This is a genomic window from Anabaena azotica SJ-1 (assembly GCF_047275885.1).
GTDB classification, from domain to species: Bacteria; Cyanobacteriota; Cyanobacteriia; order Cyanobacteriales; family Nostocaceae; genus Trichormus_B; species Trichormus_B azotica_A.
Genome location: NZ_CP178454.1, coordinates 3,087,793 through 3,106,367, shown reverse-complemented (window position 1 = coordinate 3,106,367; position 18,575 = coordinate 3,087,793). Strand labels below are relative to the sequence as shown.

Below are 18,575 nucleotides of genomic sequence, written 5' to 3'. Positions count from 1 at the left end.
CAATCCATCCATTAATAAACTTCATGACACCCGAATATTCGGCAATTTTTTCTCTGTTTTTTTATTAGGTGATTTGTGAGAAGATTGTTGATAAGAGTAGTAGCCATAGTCAATGTCATTAGCTACCCCATTCATCACCATGCCCAAAACTTGCTGCCCTGACTGCTCCACCAGCGACTTGGCGGCGATCGCTGTACGCGAATCAACCATTCCAGGACGTACAACTAGCAACATTCCATCCACCAATTTGCCGAGAATTTGTGTCTCCGCAGCTATGCTTAGTGGTGCAGTATCAATAATAATGAAGTCATACTCTTTAGCATATTCTTTAATTAACAAATCCATCCGCTGGGAATTAATCAGCGCCACAGGATTAGGCGGAATTGTTCCTGATGTTAATAGTTCTAAACCAACCATTACTTGTGCCGTTTTTGTCAATTCACCCTGACCTACCAGCACATTACTCAACCCCATGACATTAGGTAGTTCCCAAATTTCATGTTGCCGAGGCCGACGCATATCTGCATCCACCAACAGCACTCGGCATCCCATCTGGGCTTTTGCTACTGCCAAGTTAGCAGCAACAAAAGATTTACCTTCATTCGGCATGGAACTAGTCACTAAAATTAGCCGTAATTCCTTGTCAGAAAGGGTGAAATTTAAGTTAGTCATCAGCATCTCAAAGGCAGCACTAGCTGATGAATAGGGATTGTCTCTGACGGGCAGTTCTGATCCAATTCCTTCTTTATGACTTAGGCTAGGAATACTACCCAATAAGGGATAACCCAACAACTGTTTAGCTTCTTCAACGGTCTTCAGTGATTTATCCATAGCTTCTAACAGTAGTGCTATACCAATCCCCAATAGCACTCCTAAAAATCCACCTAGAGCCAAATTGAGGCTAATCTTGGGAGAAATAGCTTTGTCAGAAATTAAAGCCTCTGAAACTATCCGCACATTACCAACTTTTTGCTTCTCTGCCACCTCCATTTCTTGTGATTGCCTCAAGGCTTGTTTATAAGTCTCTTGCGCTACTTGCAAGTGTCGTTCTAGCGATCGCTGTTGTTGTTCCAGTTGGGGTAACATTCTTAATCGTTCTTGGCTGCTCAAGAATGCATTTTGCAAGACGCTGATTTGGGTTGCTAATGCCAACTGATTTACTTGTGATTGCACCAATTCTGCTGTCAGTGTTTGCTTCAGTTGTCCAATCTGCAAATTTTTTTCTGGTATAGATTCTTGACTATATACAATGTCTCCTACTCGCTTTTCTAGTTGCTGTTTCAACGCTTTTTCTTTGCTGATCAAATTCTTGACTGTTGGATGTTCATTGGTCAAGCGAGTTTTTGTTACAACCAAATCATCTTGAACTTTTTGATATTCTGTTAGCACCTGTTGCACACCAGGAGACTGACTTATAGTAGAAAGATTTAATGCTTTTTGGGTACTCCAATTTAACTGATTCTGCAAACCTATAGAACGACTTTTTTCAGCCTTAAATTGTGCATTATTTTTAATAATATCACTTAATAAATTCTTGATTGCTTGCACCCCTAAATTTGCTTCTGCTTCTAAGGAAACTATTTGATTCTTCTCTTTAAAGTAGCGTAAATCTGCTTCTGCTTGTGCCACTCTGTTTTCAATTTCAGGCAATTGCTTACTTAAGAATTCCTTGGCAGATGTCGTCTCTGTTCGGTTAATCAGTATATTATTTTCCCAGTAAATTTTCATCAAAGTATTAACAACTGCCGCAGCTTCTGTTGCATTATTACTTTGGTAAGTTAACTCCATCACATCTGTACCACGAATCCCGGTGACTTTTAGTTTTTTGATAAATTCCTCAATTGTTAGAGCGTTACCCTGTTTATCTTTTAATTTAAGTCTGTCAATAGTTGTCTGAACGATGGGATTAGAACGAATTATTTGTACTTCTGTATCTACAGGATTACTTGTGTTACTCAGACCTGTTAATCCTCCCACTTTTTGAGTCAAACCCGCCAAAGAAGAAGCGTCACTTTGCTTTAAAAGTAGTTGACCTTTGGCTTCGTAAATCGGTTTTTTTGTGAAAGTTAATAACCCTGTTAATCCAAAGACAAAGGCAATCACAGTTACTATCACTAACCAATGCTTTTTTAAAACCAGAGAGTAATTTTGAATTTCCAATAAATTTTGGTCTTCTTGTTTAGATTCCATATTAAACCGTTATTGCTACTTGATATTTAATTTTAATTGTTAAAAATAAAAAGTTCAGGTTGCTTGCCATAACAAAGATTCGGCATATTTGTTTTGGCAAAAAACACCTGATCTTTAACTATACTGAACTAGTCAAAATCTTACTCAAATATCACTGTCGCAACTGTAGTTTATGAGCTTGAAGTTTACTGCAAATAACTTCATTTACAGGTTTAAACAGGAAAGAGTATTCCACATTTATGCGAATCTCTAATTTGTTTATAACATCTATTGGCTTAGGCTTAGAGGATGTACCTAAAATACACATACTATAATTCATTTGTCTAGTCCTTATGCAACATGAACTTAAAGTTCACAATTACTTGATGCTAATCTTGCTAAAAACTTGATATAGGTTTAATTATTGGCTTTAATCAGTAAATTAATAGAAACATTATGAAGTAAATTTTATTGGCTCTTATTGAGATATCTAATGGGGCAATTTGGCATAAGTTCTACAACGCTAATTTTTCCAAAATATCGTTGCATAAAGCTAGACACATAAGCCGTGATGTGTGTACTTTAAGTACATCCTCAAGAAAAACTCATTCTATCAATGTATGAGTTGTAAGTGTAAGCTATACCAGATTTATCAGGACAAATCAGATCACCGAAACTTCCAGTAGTTTGTCTTGACAATATACGATATAAATTATTGGAAGAATTTAGAGATCTATCGATCATTTTATGGAATCGAATCATTAATAGCACTTCATTCTAGTACAGTTGGCGTAAATAAAACTACCATTAAAGGTGCTAAAAAATTAGTGCTTTGAAACAGTTTTCTAAAATAGGCGTATTTACCCCTCTTCCATAAATCGCCCAAAGGAATGCTGTTGAATCAATATAAACTGCTATCTATCGTAGCAATTAGAAGTAATCATGCAGTGTGGATACCTCAACTGTGTGGTAGTTGGCTCTTGAACTTCTGCTGCTAATTTAGATATTTTCTACCTTGTTAATGTGTAAGTCCAAGCGAAATTTCAAACCTGTACAAAAATGAGCAAAACACAAGCTAATAAAATATATGACTCTTACCAGTTACATTAGTTCTCCTCATAATACTAAGCTGCCAAACATACCACGTACTCTGCCTATAATGCTTTTTTTAGGTGATATTTTTGGCTTGTATGTTTGTTTATTATTTGCTTTTTGGTTACGGTTAGGCCAACCAATTAACGGATTTGATCCATTGATTTACTGTTTTGTCTTGTTAATGCTAGTGGGACTCTATTTGGCTGATACTTACCATCCAGACAGGCAGATTGCGGGATTAAGGACACCCGCTCGCACCCTGATCGGCATTTTTGCAAGTGGTTTTTTCATTTTTGCGCTCATGGCTTGGGTGGATTATACATTAATTAAACGGGGCGTTTTGTTATCAAGCTTAGGAATCTTTAGCATCTGGGCAGTGATGTTAAGATTATTGGCAGCGAGATGGGTGCGATCGCGTACTGAGCAAAGTCGTTGGTTGATGCTGGGTGCAGGTGAAAGCACAATCAAATTTACACAAAATCTATTACAGCTAAATCTATTGGGGAAGTTAGTTGTACTAACTCCTGAAGCTGATCAAAAGCCTACTCGTTCAGAACTGGATAATCTCAATTATGTAGGAAACTTCAACGATTTATCCAAATGGATTCAAGAATCTTGGTCTGCCGTAATCATAGCCACTAATATTCAGTTTTCTGATACACAGGTACAACAATTGATGCAAATCCGGCTGCGAGGTATTCCCATTTACAGGCTTCCAGATTTTTATGAAACCTTATGGTATAAACTCCCTTCCTATCTACTACAAGATAAGTGGTTCGCGTTTAGTCCTGGGTTTCACTTGATGCCTGGTTACTTCACTATGAAGCTCAAGCGGTTTGTAGATTTGATTTTTGTCATGGTTTTACTCGTAATTTTATCCCCATTAATATTACTCGTGATACTGGCAATTAAATTAGATAGTCCAGGCCCAGTATTCTACAGCCAGTTAAGAACAGGTTTGTATGGCAAGCCTTTTAGAGTTTATAAATTCCGCTCCATGCATCAAGATGCTGAAAAACGCGGGGTACAGTGGGCAGATAAACATGACCCTCGTGTGACTAGAGTAGGACGTTGGCTACGCCTGTTGCGAATCGACGAACTACCGCAGATTTGGAATGTGCTGAGGGGAGAAATGAGCTTGATTGGCCCACGTCCAGAACGTCCAGAGTTTGATGCCAAGCTGAAAGAAGCGATTCCTTACTATGAACTGCGTTATTTGGTGAAACCGGGGATAACAGGCTGGGCTCAGGTACTCTATCCCTACGGTGCATCAATTGAAGATGCCTATGAAAAGCTTGCTTACGACCTCTATTACATCAAGAACTATTCCATTTGGTTAGATTTGGCGATCGCTTTCAAAACTATACGAGTAGTTTTTTTAGGGCAAGGTAGATGAGAAAAAAAGTTTTAGTAACTGGTGGAGCAGGCTATATAGGCTCTCATGTTGTCCGCCAACTTGGTACAGCAGGTTACGACATTATAGTCTATGACAATTGCTCTACAGGTTCACCAAAATCAGTGCTTTACGGCGATTTGATTATCGGCGATTTAGCAGACATAGACCATCTTTATCTAGTGTTTGCCAAGCATCAATTTAGTGCCGTGTTGCACTTTGCCGCTAGTCTGATTGTCCCAGAATCAATCATTCATCCGCTTAACTACTACGCTAACAATACACGCAATACTTTAAATTTACTCCGCTGTTGTCATGTGATGGGTGTTAATCAAATCATCTTTTCCAGTACAGCCGCAGTTTATGGAGAGGTAGGGAAAAATCCAGTTAGTGAGTGTACTCCTACCATGCCTATTAACCCCTATGGGCGCTCAAAGCTGATGAGCGAATGGCTGATTAAGGACTATGCAATTACTTCTTCTCTGCGTTACGTAATTCTACGTTATTTTAATGTAGCAGGAGCCGATTCTAGTGGAAAGCTGGGGCAGATATCACCTCAGACAAATCATTTGATTAGATCTGCCTGTGATGCAGCACTTAAACGTAAGCCACAAATGCAAATTTTTGGTACTGATTTTCCCACACCAGATGGTACGGGAATTCGGGACTATATCCATGTAGAAGACTTGGCTACAGCCCACTTGGAGGCTTTACTCTATCTGGAGATGGGTGGAGAAAGCCAAATTCTCAATTGCGGTTATGGGCAAGGCTACAGTGTGCGCCAAGTCATAGAACGAGTGAAGGCTATTTCTGAGGTGGATTTCCCTGTGATTGAAACTGACCGTCGTGATGGTGATCCAGCCTGCGTCACAGCTTGTGCTGATAAAATTCACAAGGTGCTGGGCTGGCAACCCAAATATAATGATCTGGATCTAATCGTGTCTACTACTTTGGCTTGGGAAAGACAGCGAGAAATGAACGGGACGAAATGAGTATTTATCTCATCACTTACCACTTCGCAGTAAGTGATGAGATGAATTGCTGTCTCAGCTAAACCTTCGCTTCCAAAGACTTGAGTAACTCAGTGTTGACACCAGATTCACGAGTGAGGGAAATTTTGCCTGTACGAGCGATTTCCCTCAGACCAAATTTTTGTAGAACTTGGACGATCGCTACCATTTTACCTGGATCTCCAACAACTTCCAATGTCAGAGAATCTTCAGCCACATCCACAACTCGCGCCCGGAAAATCTGGGATATTTCGATTACTTCTGAACGATTGCTACTAGTAGCATTTACTTTCAAAAGCATCAATTCTCTCTCTACACAAGGAATTTCCGTAATGTCCTGTACTTTGAGGACATTAACTAACTTGTATAATTGCTTAGTGAGTTGTTCAATCACGCGATCGTCTCCAGGTACAACCATCGTAATTCGGGAAACACCTCCCTGTTCAGCAGGGCCAACAGCAAGGCTTTCAATATTAAAGCCACGACGAGCAAATAAACTGGAGATGCGGGAGAGAACCCCCGCTTCATCTTCTACGAGTACAGAAAGAGTATGTTTCATCTTCGCCAACAGAGGCTAGGGGAGCAGGAGGTTAACGCAGACCTGAACTCATGGCTGCGCTAGACTTACTACCACACTGAATTTTTGGTCTAAATCTCTATTTTAATACACTTGTTGCATCATATCAGAATCAGGATTTAAGGATGAACAGGATGAAGATGAAAATTTTGTATTGGGTTTGAATAACAAAAATATAGTCAAATATTGGCTCAAATAAATGTGGCATAGCCAACGTAGCTATGCCCCAGAGAAGTCTATAATGTTTCTATGCTAGTAGAATTTACTGCTTATCGGGTAGCCTTTTGTCCAGCAGTGTTAATTCTGCGGATATCTCAGTGCCTGTCTGAAGACTAAGATTTTAGTTGGCGTTTACTTGTTTCCTCTTGAGGTTTGTGAGTGGTTAATGATCAATGACGAATTCAGAGAACAATTTCTGAATTTTTTTTAGAGATATTTTTTTGTGACTTGACACACCCAGCAAATAAGCTGCAAAAATATCAAGCATATTGGGCGATGAATTAATAGATGTGACTAAATTAGGGCTTGCTATTCGTGTAGTCTCTTATAGAGAAAGCGGGCGTTTGACGATCGCACATCCTTCCCAAACTCTACCAACTGCGATCGCTAAAAAATTTATTGCGAATTTCTTGGTATAATGTGCTACAAAGCGGTTAATAACTGCCAAACTGGGAAATAAAATATTACCTATATTTAATTTTCAACCAAAGAATAATAAAATTAAAAAATAAAGTTATACCATTAGCCATAATAATCGGTAACGCACCAAGAATAATTCCATAGATTAACCATAGCAACAACCCACACATAAAAGTAATCAGCATCACAAAAGAAACATCTCTTGCTGATTTGGTTTTCCAGGTTTGGAACATCTGGGGTAAAAAGGCGATAGTAGTTAACGTTCCTGCTACTAATCCTAATGTGTTAGTAAAGTCCATCTGTAAAAGTTAATGGTAAATCATATTATTATAATATAAAAATATTTTACTGCCGTGAATATGTGATTTTTAATTTAATATAGTCATACCTTTATTTAAGTAGGGGCAATTAATGAATTTCCCCTACAAAAGATATGAACTTAAATTGTCAACATTCAGCTACAGCCATCAACAAATCCTAATTAACCAATTTTTCAAACACTCTGATTCCTGACTCCTGAAATTATTCCCTTAACTTTACACTAATGTAAAATTATTAATGTTCATTGCTCCGGTCAGTCCCGTGATTTCAATAATAGCATCAGTAGCTGCATTGAACCCAGCAATACTATCATTAATAGCCACAAAAGTTCTAGCTCCAAAAGTAAATTGCGCTGCAAAATTAACACCAAAATTAGTGTTATTTAATTGAGAACTTATTCCCGTAGCATCCAAAGAAGCGACAACTCCAGCATTACTAAATCCCTCCCTTGCGGTGGAAACGAGAAGTAAATCATTGCCCGTATTAGCATTAAAATCAGTAATCAAATCAAAGTTATTGAGAAGAGAATCTGCTAAGTTTGTGTAGTTGAATTTATCAATTCCCACACCACCTGTTAAAGAATCTTTTCCTAGTCCTCCAGTCAGGTTATCATTACCGTCTAAACCAGAGAGGGAATTGTTGCCACTATTGCCTATAATGATATTATTACCAGTGTTACCTGTACCATTAACCGCACCTGTTCCCGTTAAGGTCAGGTTTTCGACATCAGCAGACAGAATAGTAGTGGTGCTAGCTTTGAGAGTATCAGAAATTGTAACTTTAGCCGTTGCCTTACTTAATATGGCATTAGTTGGACTAGTAAGGGTAACATTTACGATTTCATCAACTTCATTAATGGAGTCATTGAGAATAGAAAGATTGAGAGTTTTTGACGTTTCTCCAGCATTAAAAGTTAGAGTACCGCTGATAGGAGTATAATCTGAATTTGCTGTAGTTGTTCCAGGAGTCGTACTGTAATTTACAGTCACATTTTGACTGTAGGGGGCATTGAGACTAACAGTTAAAGCTGCTTTAATATCTTTCCCCTCAACTACCAACTTATCAGTAATAGAAATTGCTGGGAGATCATCACTGATAATTATTCCCACACCTTGACTATCACCAATGAAAGAATTGGTAGGATTAGATAGATTCAGTAAAAAGGTTTCATCAGCTTCGGAAGTTGTATCTCCTTTCACTGCCACATTGATAATTTTTTCTATTTCACCTGGGTTGAAAGTGAGAATGCCACTAGTGCTGATATAGTCATTAGTTGAGCTTGCAGTTTTATTTGCAGTGGCATAATTTACTGTTACTACTTGGCTGCTAACATTGGAAAGAGTGACTGTAAAAGCTGCATTGGTACTGCCACTATTGCCTTCTGCCCAGAGAACATCATTAACGAAAATAAAGGGATTGGTTGTATTATTGATGTCTTGATTTCCAAAATTGACTTGGGAAATAGTTTGATTAGCTTTAACTGTGATTGTTTGGGATGAGGCTCCTGATGTGTTAGCCCGCAGTAACCAATTATTCCCAGTCACAGAAAAAGCTGAAAAGCTAGATGGGTTGAAACTATTGGCGTTGCTGACCGCTACCCATGATTTACCAGCTGGGCTATCGGTATCTCTGGGTACCCAGGTATTTGTAGAACCGTTGCCTTGATATAAGGCTGCAACAAAGAAAGTCCCACTGACGGTTGTTGGTGTAATTGGTATATTGCCAAATCCACTGCTACCTGTAAAATTCGTGGCTAATTCGAGGATTTTTTCGTTGCCATCGGGTGTATTATTCCCGTTTAAATCTTTATAAAGGTAAACGGCTTTGGGATTACCATTACTGGATAAAGCAACGGAGATGGAGTTGATGATCTCGTTTGCAGATTTGGCTGTAAAGGCATTAAAAACCATCATGTCCCCTATTGAATAGGACAGCGATCCATTAGCAGCACCATCATCTAATTTATAGGTTTCATAACCTACAGGATTACTGGGATTTGGTAAGGTTTGTTTCCAGCCTGGGGGTAAAACTTCTGCGACTTGATAAGTTCCTGGAGCGAGGTTATTAAAGGTATACTCGCCGTTAATATCTGTGATGACAGAAACTTCTCCAATATCTAATTGTTTGTTGCTATTGTTATCAAGAAATACTTTCCAACCGCTTTGAACAGGTTCCCATTTATCCCAGACACCGTTACTATTTAAATCATTAAATAGTGTACCAACTATTTTTCCTTTACCAGAGGTTGGAACAGGTGCAACATCTATTTTTAGATCAATTTTAACGTTGCTGGCATTGGTGGCGTTGATAGTTGTGGTTTGACTTTTTATTAAGCTACCATTGCGGAAATAACGAACGAGATATTTTCCTGGGTCTAATAGGGTTTGATAGCCTCCTGCATCCATTGTTCCTAGATTTTGGCTGAAGACGCTAGTCCCATTGAGTCGGGTGACATTGATTAAAACATCTCGTAGTCCTTCTCCGGCATCATAGAAGTTATCGCGATCGAAATCTCGATAAGCAACTCCTAATATATAACCTTTATTATTTAAAGCTTGGCGATTACCAAAATCTTGTGTGACTACTAATGGACCGACTGAGGTTGAAGAATTATTTTCTGATGTGATGGATAATCCCACTTCACGGAAATTATTATTCATCATGTTGTTGCGGTGTCCAGCGGGGGTTTGGATACCTGTGGGTGTATTTCCCCAGTCAACAGCAAAGCCAGCATGGGCATGAAAGACCGATGTGGCAAAGGCATAGACGTTTTCGCCATAGGTAGTCCAGCTTGTATATCCGGCACTATTGAGGCGATCGCCTAAACTAGCTTCTCCAGGTAAACCGTGGGATTGTAGATCATTACTGATCATTAAACTATTATGAACAGCTGCTACATCATTAATTGCGCTCGACCAAGCCAGGGGTTGGGCTGCAACTAGGGTAGACCACTGATTTGCTAGTTCTGTTTTGTTGACATTGAAATAGCTGATAGCAGAATTAACATCAGGGTCTGAGGAGTTGATCAGCAGGGAAAGTTCTTGTGCAGGATTGAGCCGAAACCGATTCAACAGTTCCAGTAATTCTTGTTCCCGTGCGGTGGGTTGTGCCATGGTAGTTCTCTTATTTGTATAGTATACTTTTTTATTCAGTATAAAATATTTATATACCTGTTAAGCAATAGTAAATCTACGGTGGTTCTATTAACTGGTTATTTTGAGGTGGGTAAGTAGGGCTTAGGAAGTAAGACTTGTACATGAAAGGAATATCGCGTGACTCAAGAATGCGATCGCTTAATCCAAGCTTTGAAAATTGAGCAAGACAATCACGCCCAAACCCGCAACAGCCTAACCACAGCTTTAGGTGATGCTATTGACAGTTTAACCAAAGCACGCGCAGGAAGTCAGAAACCAGAAACAACACAGGAAACGAGCTAACTTTTATTGGCAGCCCAAAAAATAGTAGTCTCTTTATATTCTTTGAACATTGGATCAGCACTAAGAAGTGTCATCTCCTCCATTTGTGCTTGAGCAATTAGCATTCGATCAAAAGGATCTCGATGATGTAAGGGTAAAGTAGCTGTTCTTAGTGCATGAGAAGCCGTAATTTCCAGATATCTCGCACCTAACCGCACCATGCGGCTAGAAATGTAGCTGTCTAATGGTTCTGGTAATGGTAACTTACCAATTGCAACTTTTATCCCCATTTCCCAGACACTAGCAACAGAAAGCCATAGTTCGTTGTTTTCATCAGCTATTTGTTTAATAGCCTCTTCATTTAAACGCTCTGGTTGGGCAAACCACCATAACCAACATTGAGTATCCAATAAAAGTTTCACTCTTCATTGCCCTCAAATGCTCCCAAAATGTCATCTGGTAAAGGTGCATTAAAGTCTTCTGGCACTACAAACAGTCCTCTATCTTGCCCTAAACTATCCCGTCTATTAGATGAGACACTAAAAGGAACTAGCTTGGCCACAGGAACACCCCGGTTAGAGATGATAATCTCTTCACCAAGTTCTACACGAGATAAGAGACGTGAGAGATTTGTTTTAGCTTGATGGATATTGACAGTTTCCACAGTTTTATAGCTAAGTCTATAAACTAAGTTTAGTTTAATTCTCAGACCAGTGCAAGAACCTCACCCCAACCCCTCTCCGACGCAGAGAGGGGCATCTTAATCCCTCATTAGCAGTAAAAAAAAGGTTTTTAAGCCTCTCCCCTAAAAGGACGGGGCTTTAAACCCAGTTTTTTGGTAAAGGGGGGATCTAGATCAAACTTGATAGTTTTCAAACATCCTCTAACTAATCACACTAATCACAAAATTATTCACATTCAATGTTCCTGTTAATCCTGTAACTTCAATAATGGCATCGGTGGCAGCATTAAACCCTGCTGTTGCATCATTAATTGAGACAAAGGTTTTTTGTCCAAAGCTGAATTGGGCTGCAAAGTTGGATTTAAAAGCTGTAGCTGTTAATTTTGCACCTATATCTGCTGCATTTAGGGTATTTACTGCTCCGACTTTGACAAATCCGGCTCTTGCAGTGGAAACACGGAATAAATCATTACCAGTAGTGGCGTTGAAGTCTTTGATTATATCAAACCCACTTAATAGAGAATCGGTTAATTTGCAGTAATCAAAACGGTCAATTCCTAAACCACCAGTTAGAGTATCTTTGCCGATTCCACCGATGAGGATATCATTACCTTCACCACCATCTAGGTTATCATTACCCGCATAGCCAAAAACTGTGTCGTTACCTGCTAATCCTTTTAAAGTTTCATTTTGATTAGTACCGACTATTAAATCTGCACTTGCAGTACCCTGTGAAACTCCTATGACTAGCTTTGTTAAATCCCAAACTGTACCATTAGCAAATGCGACCTTTTCAACTCGGTAAACAGAGTTAGAGAACCAACTCTGTACAGTGATATTATCTGTAGTGCCATTAAGGGAGATGTAGAGATTGTTTGCATCTCGATTCAGAGTAATATCAGTAGGCAGAATTCCCGCCCCAAAGCGAATAGTGTCAATGTTACCTGTAGTGCTGTCGTAATCACTGATGGTATCTTGTCCAAATCCTTTGTTGAATAGGTAGATATCATTACCATTGTTTGAGTCATAGTAGCTACCACTATAGAGAGCATCGTTACCTGCACCACCCTCTATAGTGTCATTGCCGTTACCAGCATCAATAGTGTCATTTCCTTCCGCACCATAGATGATATCATTGCCACTTGAGGCATTAATGGTGTCATCTCCTGCTAATCCGTAAAAGGTTTCATTTTGCTCTGAACCAGATAAATTATCGGCATTAGCAGTGCCAGTATAAGCTGTACTTGCAAGTTTGGCTGTATCCCAAACTGTACCATTAGCAAATGCGACCTTTTCAACTCGGTAAACAGAGTTAGAGAACCAACTCTGTACAGTAATCTTATCTGTAGTGCCATTGAGAGAGATATAGAGATTGTTTGCATCTCGATTCAGAGTAATATCAGTAGGCAGAATTCCCGCCCCAAAGCGAATAGTGTCAATGTTACCTGTAGTGCTGTCGTAATCACTTATGGTATCTTGTCCAAATCCTTTGTTGAATAGGTAGATATCATTACCATTGTTTGAGTCATAGTAGCTACCACTATAGAGAGCATCGTTACCTGCACCACCCTCTATAGTATCATTGCCGTTACCAGCATCAATAGTGTCATTTCCTTCCGCACCATAGATGATATCATTGCCACTTGAGGCATTAATGGTGTCATCTCCTGCATTACCAATTAGGTAACAGTCTTGTCCATTGATGCTGTTGAGGGTGTCGTTGTTTGCTGTACCGATGATGATATTGTCGTATCCCATCATAGCTAGAGAGAAAGCAAAGCCCTGTCCTGTGATATCGCCTTGTTTTGCTAAGGCAGCTAATACCTCTTGTCCAAACTCCCCAGCAGTGTTTTTCAGGCTGTTGGCAAAATCTAGTATCAACGTAGTACCAGCAGTTGCGTCTTCTGTGTACTTGGTTTCCAGAATTTTGACAGTGGCACTAACATCAATATCAAACTGATTTGTGGTGCTGTTCCAACTCAGATTGATGCTGTCGTATAGGCTTTTGAAATGGGTTTGCGCCAGCAGCTGATTTTCCATAAATTGCGCCAGTTTACCAAACATGGCTTCCAAAATGGGCGCTGACTGAGCATGAGGATTGGGGTCTAAAGTACCCCAGCACCAAGTCCCTAAAAACCCTTGTCCCATAAACGCTTCAAGCACTTCGACCTTGCGAGCATCGATCAGATGTCCATACACTTGTGTCGGGTCGCGTTCATCAGGGTTGTTGCCTTCAACACCAACCCAGGCATACAACAAGGTTGTCATGATGGTATCTCTGGCGGACGGGTCAGTTTCTTGAGTGAAGTTTTGTACCAATGTTTGCAGTCTTCCGCTAGTATCTCGCGCGATCGCTTGGTGTAGGCTGTGGACATTGCCAAAGCCTTGCAATTCAGGTAGAGCAGCAATAGTAGCATTGATAGTAACGAGGTCTTGGTCAATTGTGCGGGCGGTGTCAGTTGTAAACCAGACATCGTTCATGGCGCGGGTGCTGCCATCTGTGCGGGTGTAGCTGCCAGCTTGTAAGTGCTGGTTGCCTTGGGCATCCGTTTGCGTCTGTTCGGTAAACCCAGTGTTCAGGCTTTTGACACCAGCTTGAGTCAGAGTAAGCAGTTCACCCGTATCCACTACACCATTGCTGTTGCTATCTTTCCATACACGCACTTTGGTATAGGCGCTGTCGGAGGCATTTATCTTGCCATCCTTATTAATGTCCAATTCTGACAGGGCAGCAAAACCATGGGCGGCTTTACTACCATTCTTGAGGATGGTGTTATTGCCGAACAGTTCAGTACCATCGTCTATTTTTCCATTGCCGTTTTTGTCCAACACCAGCAGTCCATCATTTTTGCCAACCCAGCCGGTGGTTTCGGCAAATTTGTTGCCATCTAGATCAAAATGGATTCCCGCAGATTTGCTGATTGTCTCAACGCCGTTGCTGCCATCTAAATCTAGAATAATGGGGCTGGTGATAGTTTCGGCTTGGTTGAATAATTCTTGTAGGTATTTGATGAGGTTATATGTGTAAGGTCTTTCCCAACCTGCTTTTTCAAGGCGAATTCCACGCAATTCATTCAGTTGCTTTGTGGTAATTTCATCGGCAAATATCAGTGTATCGACTTTTTTAAACCATTTTTTATTAGCTTTATCAAAAAACCAACCATTAATTTTATCGGTGTCACCAGTGTAATTTCCAAATAGTGAACGTCTGAAAATTTCAAGTTGAATATCCACGGGAGTTTGAGCTTTGTATGCAGTCGAAAACTTTTCCCAAAGCCCTGATTTGGAAGACGCATCATCAAGAGCTTTTGCATTAACAGTCAAGAATTTTTCATATTCACGTGGATTACTTAAAATATATTCTCCAACAGTTTTTCCATCTTTATAATTCGCGTTCCAATAATAAAATGATCCACCCCAACCACCAATGGTTAGTCCGCCGTATTCAAGTGCTGCGCTAATATCCCTCGAAAGCATAGTATCTAATTGAGGAATACCTTTCATATTAACAATATCAGTCAATACATTCGGAGCGATTTGATCAGATATATCTTGAATCTCCTTTGGAGTTTTATAAATGCGATCGTAGAGTAACCCATTATTTGTTACTGAACGAATAAAGAAATTTGCTGAACTGTTTGGATCGTTAGCATTTATTTCTGATGCTTTATTAAACCATAATTTTGTATCATCATTAACGTTAGGGTTGTTATTAATAATTCCAGAGATATAACGATAACCATCTGGAAAGTTTGTTGTTCGATTATTTGTGATACGGTTTAATTCTGTGATTTGAGAATCTGTTAGAGTAATTTGAGTGCCTGACATTTTAAAACTCCTTTCAATTATTAATATTTTTTCAATTACAAACCCAGGTTACTTACACAGACGATCTCCGGAATTACCAAAAATGGGGTATGTAATGTGATCTCTAGAACATGAGTAAAATCGCTCTTGCTTTATAAAAACTTTACAAATCAGGAGCGATCGCACAATGAAAATAGCGAATACAGATTATTGACCATAGAATGTCACTAATTACGACACGCTATATCCATAAGTGACTACACAAATGTGACATAAATATTTGTCACTGTCAATTCAATTTCATGAATTCCAGTAACTGAATATAGTGATTTTTCATAGGAAGCGTGCGATCGCCCCTTCACTCTTATATATGTATCAGTATGGAGGCTTGATTTTATACGAGTTATATCTGCTTCATAAAGATTTTATAAAAACTTTTACATCAGGAGCGACCCTTAGCCGTAGTTTAGTATCGGCTTCGCAAACACTGATAACTACATTACTAATTTCGTGATAGTTAAAATTACTTTTATCAGAATATACCAGAAATAATTCAAGGTGTAGTGATCAATCTCATATAAAACAGTATCTAACGTAAGTTGCTAGTTACAAATATTCAGGTTTATTTTTTGACTATATCCCCCCTAACCCCCTTAGTAGGAGGGAAAATCAATTTAAGTCCCCCTTTTTAAGGGGGATTTAGGGGGATTGCCTACGGCACGCTACGCGAACGAAAAGACTTATAGTTATAACTAGCAACTTGGGTTATCTATGATCACAAGTCAGACAAGAAGTTTATGATGTATGTAGTGGTTGTTGATATGGTGAGGTACATTAATTCAAAAAATCTTGTCCTCATCTTTGCATAACATTCCATAGGAAAAGCGAAGATCAGAAACCAGGTTTTTTACCTCATGATCTGTTGATGATCGATTCGCTATCGCTTGGCTAAAATATAGTTTAGTAAGGAGAAATAGTTATGCTGCAAACAACAATTTTTCAAGATATTGAAGAGAGCCTCAAGAAACTTCCTGAATCTTTACAAGTTGAGGTGTTTCACTACATAGAGTATCTGAGAAATAATTACGCAAAGCAAAGTAATGAAAATATTACTGATTTGCCTGTAAAGGATACTGTAGAAGATTTAGAAGAGAAGCAACCTAAAAAGCGCGATGGTTTTGGCATTTGGAAAAGCAAAATTTCGATATCAGAAGATTTTGATGCACCAATGGAAGAGTTTGAGGAGTATAAGTAAATATGGATGTGCTTTTAGATACTCATACATTTATTTGGTACATAGAAGGAAACGCAAAGTTAACAAACAAAGCTAGAAGCACTATTGAATTGTCAGAAGACAAAGTATATCTAAGTATTGTTAGTCTTTGGGAGATGGCAATTAAGACTGGCAAGAAACAACTTGATCTCCAAAATCCGTTTGAAGATTTATTGGAAGTTCTAAATTTGTTGAAGATTGAAATTTTATCAATGACATTCGCAGATATACAAGTCTATAAAAATCTGCCCTTATATCATAGCGATCCTTTTGATCGGATGCTAATTTCTCAGGCAATCAATAATAATTTAACTATTATTGGCTGTGATCAATTTTTTAACAATTATCCAGTGAAGATGTTATGGAAATAACTATTGCCTTACAGCTTTAATTACTACTAATAAAACTTTACAAATCAGGAGCAATAGGCAATGTGATAGAAAATTTGTCTATAATAAGAACAAAAGAGGTATGATTGTGCAATTTGTTTCAGACATGGAATTATATTTATGGTTCAAACTCCTCAAACACCAGTCAATTATTTTTCTTTTGAAGATTACTATGCCTATGATGATGGCACTGAAAATCGCTATGAATTAGTGGATGGAGAATTAGTTTTAATGCCACCAGAATCAATTTTTAATTCTGATATATCAATGCGATTATTGTTGGAATTAGCTAAAATAGTCCCTCTTCATTTATTAAAATATAAAGAAATTATGATTGAGGTAAGTGGACGTAGGGCTAAGGTAAGAATCCCTGATTTATTAATCTTGGGTGAAGAATGTCGCGCTGCTTTAGAAACTACAAAAAGAGGAACAATTACCCATGAGATGCCACCACCATTAATAGCGATAGAGGTGGTATCGACTGGTACTGAAAATGAAGTCCGAGACTATCGTTTCAAGCGTTCTGAGTATGCAGCTAGGGGAATTGCTGAATATTGGATTGTCGATCCTGTACAGAACAAAATTACGGTTTTATCTTTAGTAGAAGGCTTTTATGAAGAATTTATCTATACAGGTGATGATTTGATTAAAAGTGAAGTATTTCCAGAAATTAAGATTAAGGTAAGTGATATTCTCGGTTAATAGATAGCAATTAAAAGTATTATGATTTAGCGATCGCATGATTTACATACAAACTGCGATCACAGTTTTATCGTCTATGTAAAATTCGTCTATTTTGACTATAATTAAAACAAAAGAGGTACAATTATGCAATTTGTTTCAGATACAGAAGCCCAGCAAGCTTTATCTACAATCATTGATAAAGCGCAACGTGAACCTGTAACTATCCGTCAGCAAAATCGTGATATTGCGGTTATTATGTCTATTGAAGATTATCAACGAATAACTCGTATTAATATTCAAGAATTTCAACAATTTAGACAAAATATCGGACATAAAGCTCAAGAACGTGGTTTAACTGAAGACAAGTTAAATGAGCTTTTAATTAACGATCAATAGTTTTATGCGTCAAATTCTGTCTTACAGTCAAACTTTTATAAATTCATTATGGTGAGATCAAAAATTTACATTGAAACCAGTATTCCTAGCTTTTATTATGAAATTCGGACTGAGCCTGATATGATAGCACGTAAGGAATGGACTCGTTTTTGGTGGAATAAAGTAAAAGAGCAATATGAAGTGGTTACAAGTATTGCAGTATTAGATGAACTTAATCAAGGCAATTTTCCTAATAAACAAGAAGTCATTGAACTTCTGAGTAATATCCCTTTGATAGATATTGAACCAGAAATTGCTGAAATTGTGCAAACCTATATTCAAAATCAGGTGATGCCAAATGATCCTTTAGGTGATGCTCTCCATCTTGCAATAGCATCCTATCATAAATGTGATTTCCTACTAACTTGGAATTGTCGTCACTTAGCTAATGCTAATAAGTTTGGGCATATTAGGCGAGTTAATGTTATGCTAGGCCTGTATGTTCCTGCACTGGTAACACCTTTAGAATTAATGGATGATGAACAATGATTACTATTGATGATTCCGTACTTCAACAAATTAGAGAAATTCGTCATCAAATTTCTCAAAATAATCAGCATGATCCACAGAAATTAATTAATTATTATATAGAATTACAACAACAATATAAACAAAGAAAATATAAATTACCATCCTCAACTAAATAATTGATGGCTTGCCATGATGGAATGCGACTTATCAATTC

The 18,575-nt window shown here is 38.4% G+C and carries 15 protein-coding genes and 1 pseudogene; 9 read left to right on the top strand and 7 right to left on the bottom strand.

Annotated elements, in window-relative coordinates:
- Nucleotides 1-21: 21 nt before the first annotated feature.
- Nucleotides 22-2,190, bottom strand: coding sequence for a GumC family protein (locus tag ACLLO5_RS13745; RefSeq protein WP_413171079.1), 2,169 nt, complete (start codon nt 2,188-2,190; stop codon nt 22-24).
- 1,066 nt (nt 2,191-3,256) lie between these two features.
- Between ACLLO5_RS13745 and ACLLO5_RS13740 the strand changes: the two genes are divergently transcribed.
- The gene (locus ACLLO5_RS13740; RefSeq protein WP_413171078.1) at nt 3,257-4,660 is read left to right on the top strand and encodes a sugar transferase; all 1,404 of its coding nucleotides are present in this window, start codon (nt 3,257-3,259) and stop codon (nt 4,658-4,660) included.
- Complete coding sequence (gene galE, locus ACLLO5_RS13735) at nt 4,657-5,649, top strand: UDP-glucose 4-epimerase GalE (protein ID WP_413171077.1); 993 nt, start codon at nt 4,657-4,659, stop codon at nt 5,647-5,649. Before ACLLO5_RS13740 ends, galE begins: the two co-directional genes overlap by 4 nt.
- Nucleotides 5,650-5,707: 58 nt before the next feature.
- Here galE and ilvN read toward each other — a convergent pair whose 3' ends face one another.
- A complete protein-coding gene (gene ilvN / locus ACLLO5_RS13730) occupies nt 5,708-6,226 on the bottom strand; it encodes an acetolactate synthase small subunit (protein ID WP_190564412.1) in 519 nt (172 codons plus the stop codon).
- Between the two features lie 527 nt (nt 6,227-6,753).
- Between ilvN and ACLLO5_RS13725 the strand changes: the two genes are divergently transcribed.
- A complete protein-coding gene (locus ACLLO5_RS13725) occupies nt 6,754-6,882 on the top strand; it encodes a hypothetical protein (protein WP_413171076.1) in 129 nt (42 codons plus the stop codon).
- 45 nt (nt 6,883-6,927) lie between these two features.
- On the opposite strand, the gene ACLLO5_RS13720 is transcribed toward ACLLO5_RS13725, so the two are convergent.
- Together ACLLO5_RS13720 and ACLLO5_RS13715 are read right to left on the bottom strand one after the other, a co-directional pair.
- The gene (locus tag ACLLO5_RS13720) at nt 6,928-7,182 is read right to left on the bottom strand and encodes a SemiSWEET transporter (RefSeq protein WP_413171075.1); all 255 of its coding nucleotides are present in this window, start codon (nt 7,180-7,182) and stop codon (nt 6,928-6,930) included.
- 237 nt (nt 7,183-7,419) lie between these two features.
- Nucleotides 7,420-10,317: a Calx-beta domain-containing protein gene (locus ACLLO5_RS13715; protein ID WP_413171074.1), complete on the bottom strand. Its 2,898-nt coding sequence runs from the start codon at nt 10,315-10,317 to the stop codon at nt 7,420-7,422.
- Nucleotides 10,318-10,476: 159 nt separating this feature from the next.
- On the opposite strand from ACLLO5_RS13715, the pseudogene ACLLO5_RS13710 reads away from it, so the two are divergent.
- Nucleotides 10,477-10,641: pseudogene (locus ACLLO5_RS13710) on the top strand (hypothetical protein); the annotation flags it as partial.
- Here the strand turns inward: ACLLO5_RS13710 and ACLLO5_RS13705 are convergent.
- The 3 genes from ACLLO5_RS13705 to ACLLO5_RS13695 all read right to left on the bottom strand — a co-directional run bounded on the left by ACLLO5_RS13705 (nt 10,638) and on the right by ACLLO5_RS13695 (nt 15,130).
- Nucleotides 10,638-11,042 (bottom strand): type II toxin-antitoxin system VapC family toxin, encoded by a 405-nt coding sequence (locus ACLLO5_RS13705; RefSeq protein WP_413171073.1) that lies wholly within the window; start codon nt 11,040-11,042, stop codon nt 10,638-10,640. The pseudogene ACLLO5_RS13710 and the gene ACLLO5_RS13705 overlap by 4 nt on opposite strands.
- Nucleotides 11,039-11,284, bottom strand: a complete 246-nt coding sequence (locus ACLLO5_RS13700) for a type II toxin-antitoxin system Phd/YefM family antitoxin (RefSeq protein ID WP_413171072.1) — start codon at nt 11,282-11,284, stop codon at nt 11,039-11,041. Before ACLLO5_RS13700 ends, ACLLO5_RS13705 begins: the two co-directional genes overlap by 4 nt.
- 219 nt (nt 11,285-11,503) lie before the next feature.
- Nucleotides 11,504-15,130: a calcium-binding protein gene (locus tag ACLLO5_RS13695; RefSeq protein ID WP_413171071.1), complete on the bottom strand. Its 3,627-nt coding sequence runs from the start codon at nt 15,128-15,130 to the stop codon at nt 11,504-11,506.
- Between the two features lie 958 nt (nt 15,131-16,088).
- On the opposite strand from ACLLO5_RS13695, the gene ACLLO5_RS13690 reads away from it, so the two are divergent.
- The 5 genes from ACLLO5_RS13690 to ACLLO5_RS13670 all read left to right on the top strand — a co-directional run bounded on the left by ACLLO5_RS13690 (nt 16,089) and on the right by ACLLO5_RS13670 (nt 18,379).
- Nucleotides 16,089-16,364 (top strand): DUF2281 domain-containing protein, encoded by a 276-nt coding sequence (locus ACLLO5_RS13690; RefSeq protein WP_413171070.1) that lies wholly within the window; start codon nt 16,089-16,091, stop codon nt 16,362-16,364.
- A 2-nt stretch (nt 16,365-16,366) separates the two neighbouring features.
- Nucleotides 16,367-16,753, top strand: a complete 387-nt coding sequence (locus tag ACLLO5_RS13685; RefSeq protein ID WP_413171069.1) for a type II toxin-antitoxin system VapC family toxin — start codon at nt 16,367-16,369, stop codon at nt 16,751-16,753.
- Nucleotides 16,754-16,891: 138 nt separating this feature from the next.
- Nucleotides 16,892-17,473 carry a Uma2 family endonuclease gene (locus tag ACLLO5_RS13680; RefSeq protein ID WP_413171068.1) on the top strand — a complete coding sequence of 194 codons (582 nt, stop codon included), beginning with the start codon at nt 16,892-16,894 and terminating at the stop codon, nt 17,471-17,473.
- 126 nt (nt 17,474-17,599) lie between these two features.
- The gene (locus ACLLO5_RS13675; RefSeq protein WP_413171067.1) at nt 17,600-17,851 is read left to right on the top strand and encodes a type II toxin-antitoxin system Phd/YefM family antitoxin; all 252 of its coding nucleotides are present in this window, start codon (nt 17,600-17,602) and stop codon (nt 17,849-17,851) included.
- 48 nt (nt 17,852-17,899) lie between these two features.
- Nucleotides 17,900-18,379, top strand: a complete 480-nt coding sequence (locus ACLLO5_RS13670; protein ID WP_413171066.1) for a type II toxin-antitoxin system VapC family toxin — start codon at nt 17,900-17,902, stop codon at nt 18,377-18,379.
- Nucleotides 18,380-18,575 lie beyond the last annotated feature (196 nt).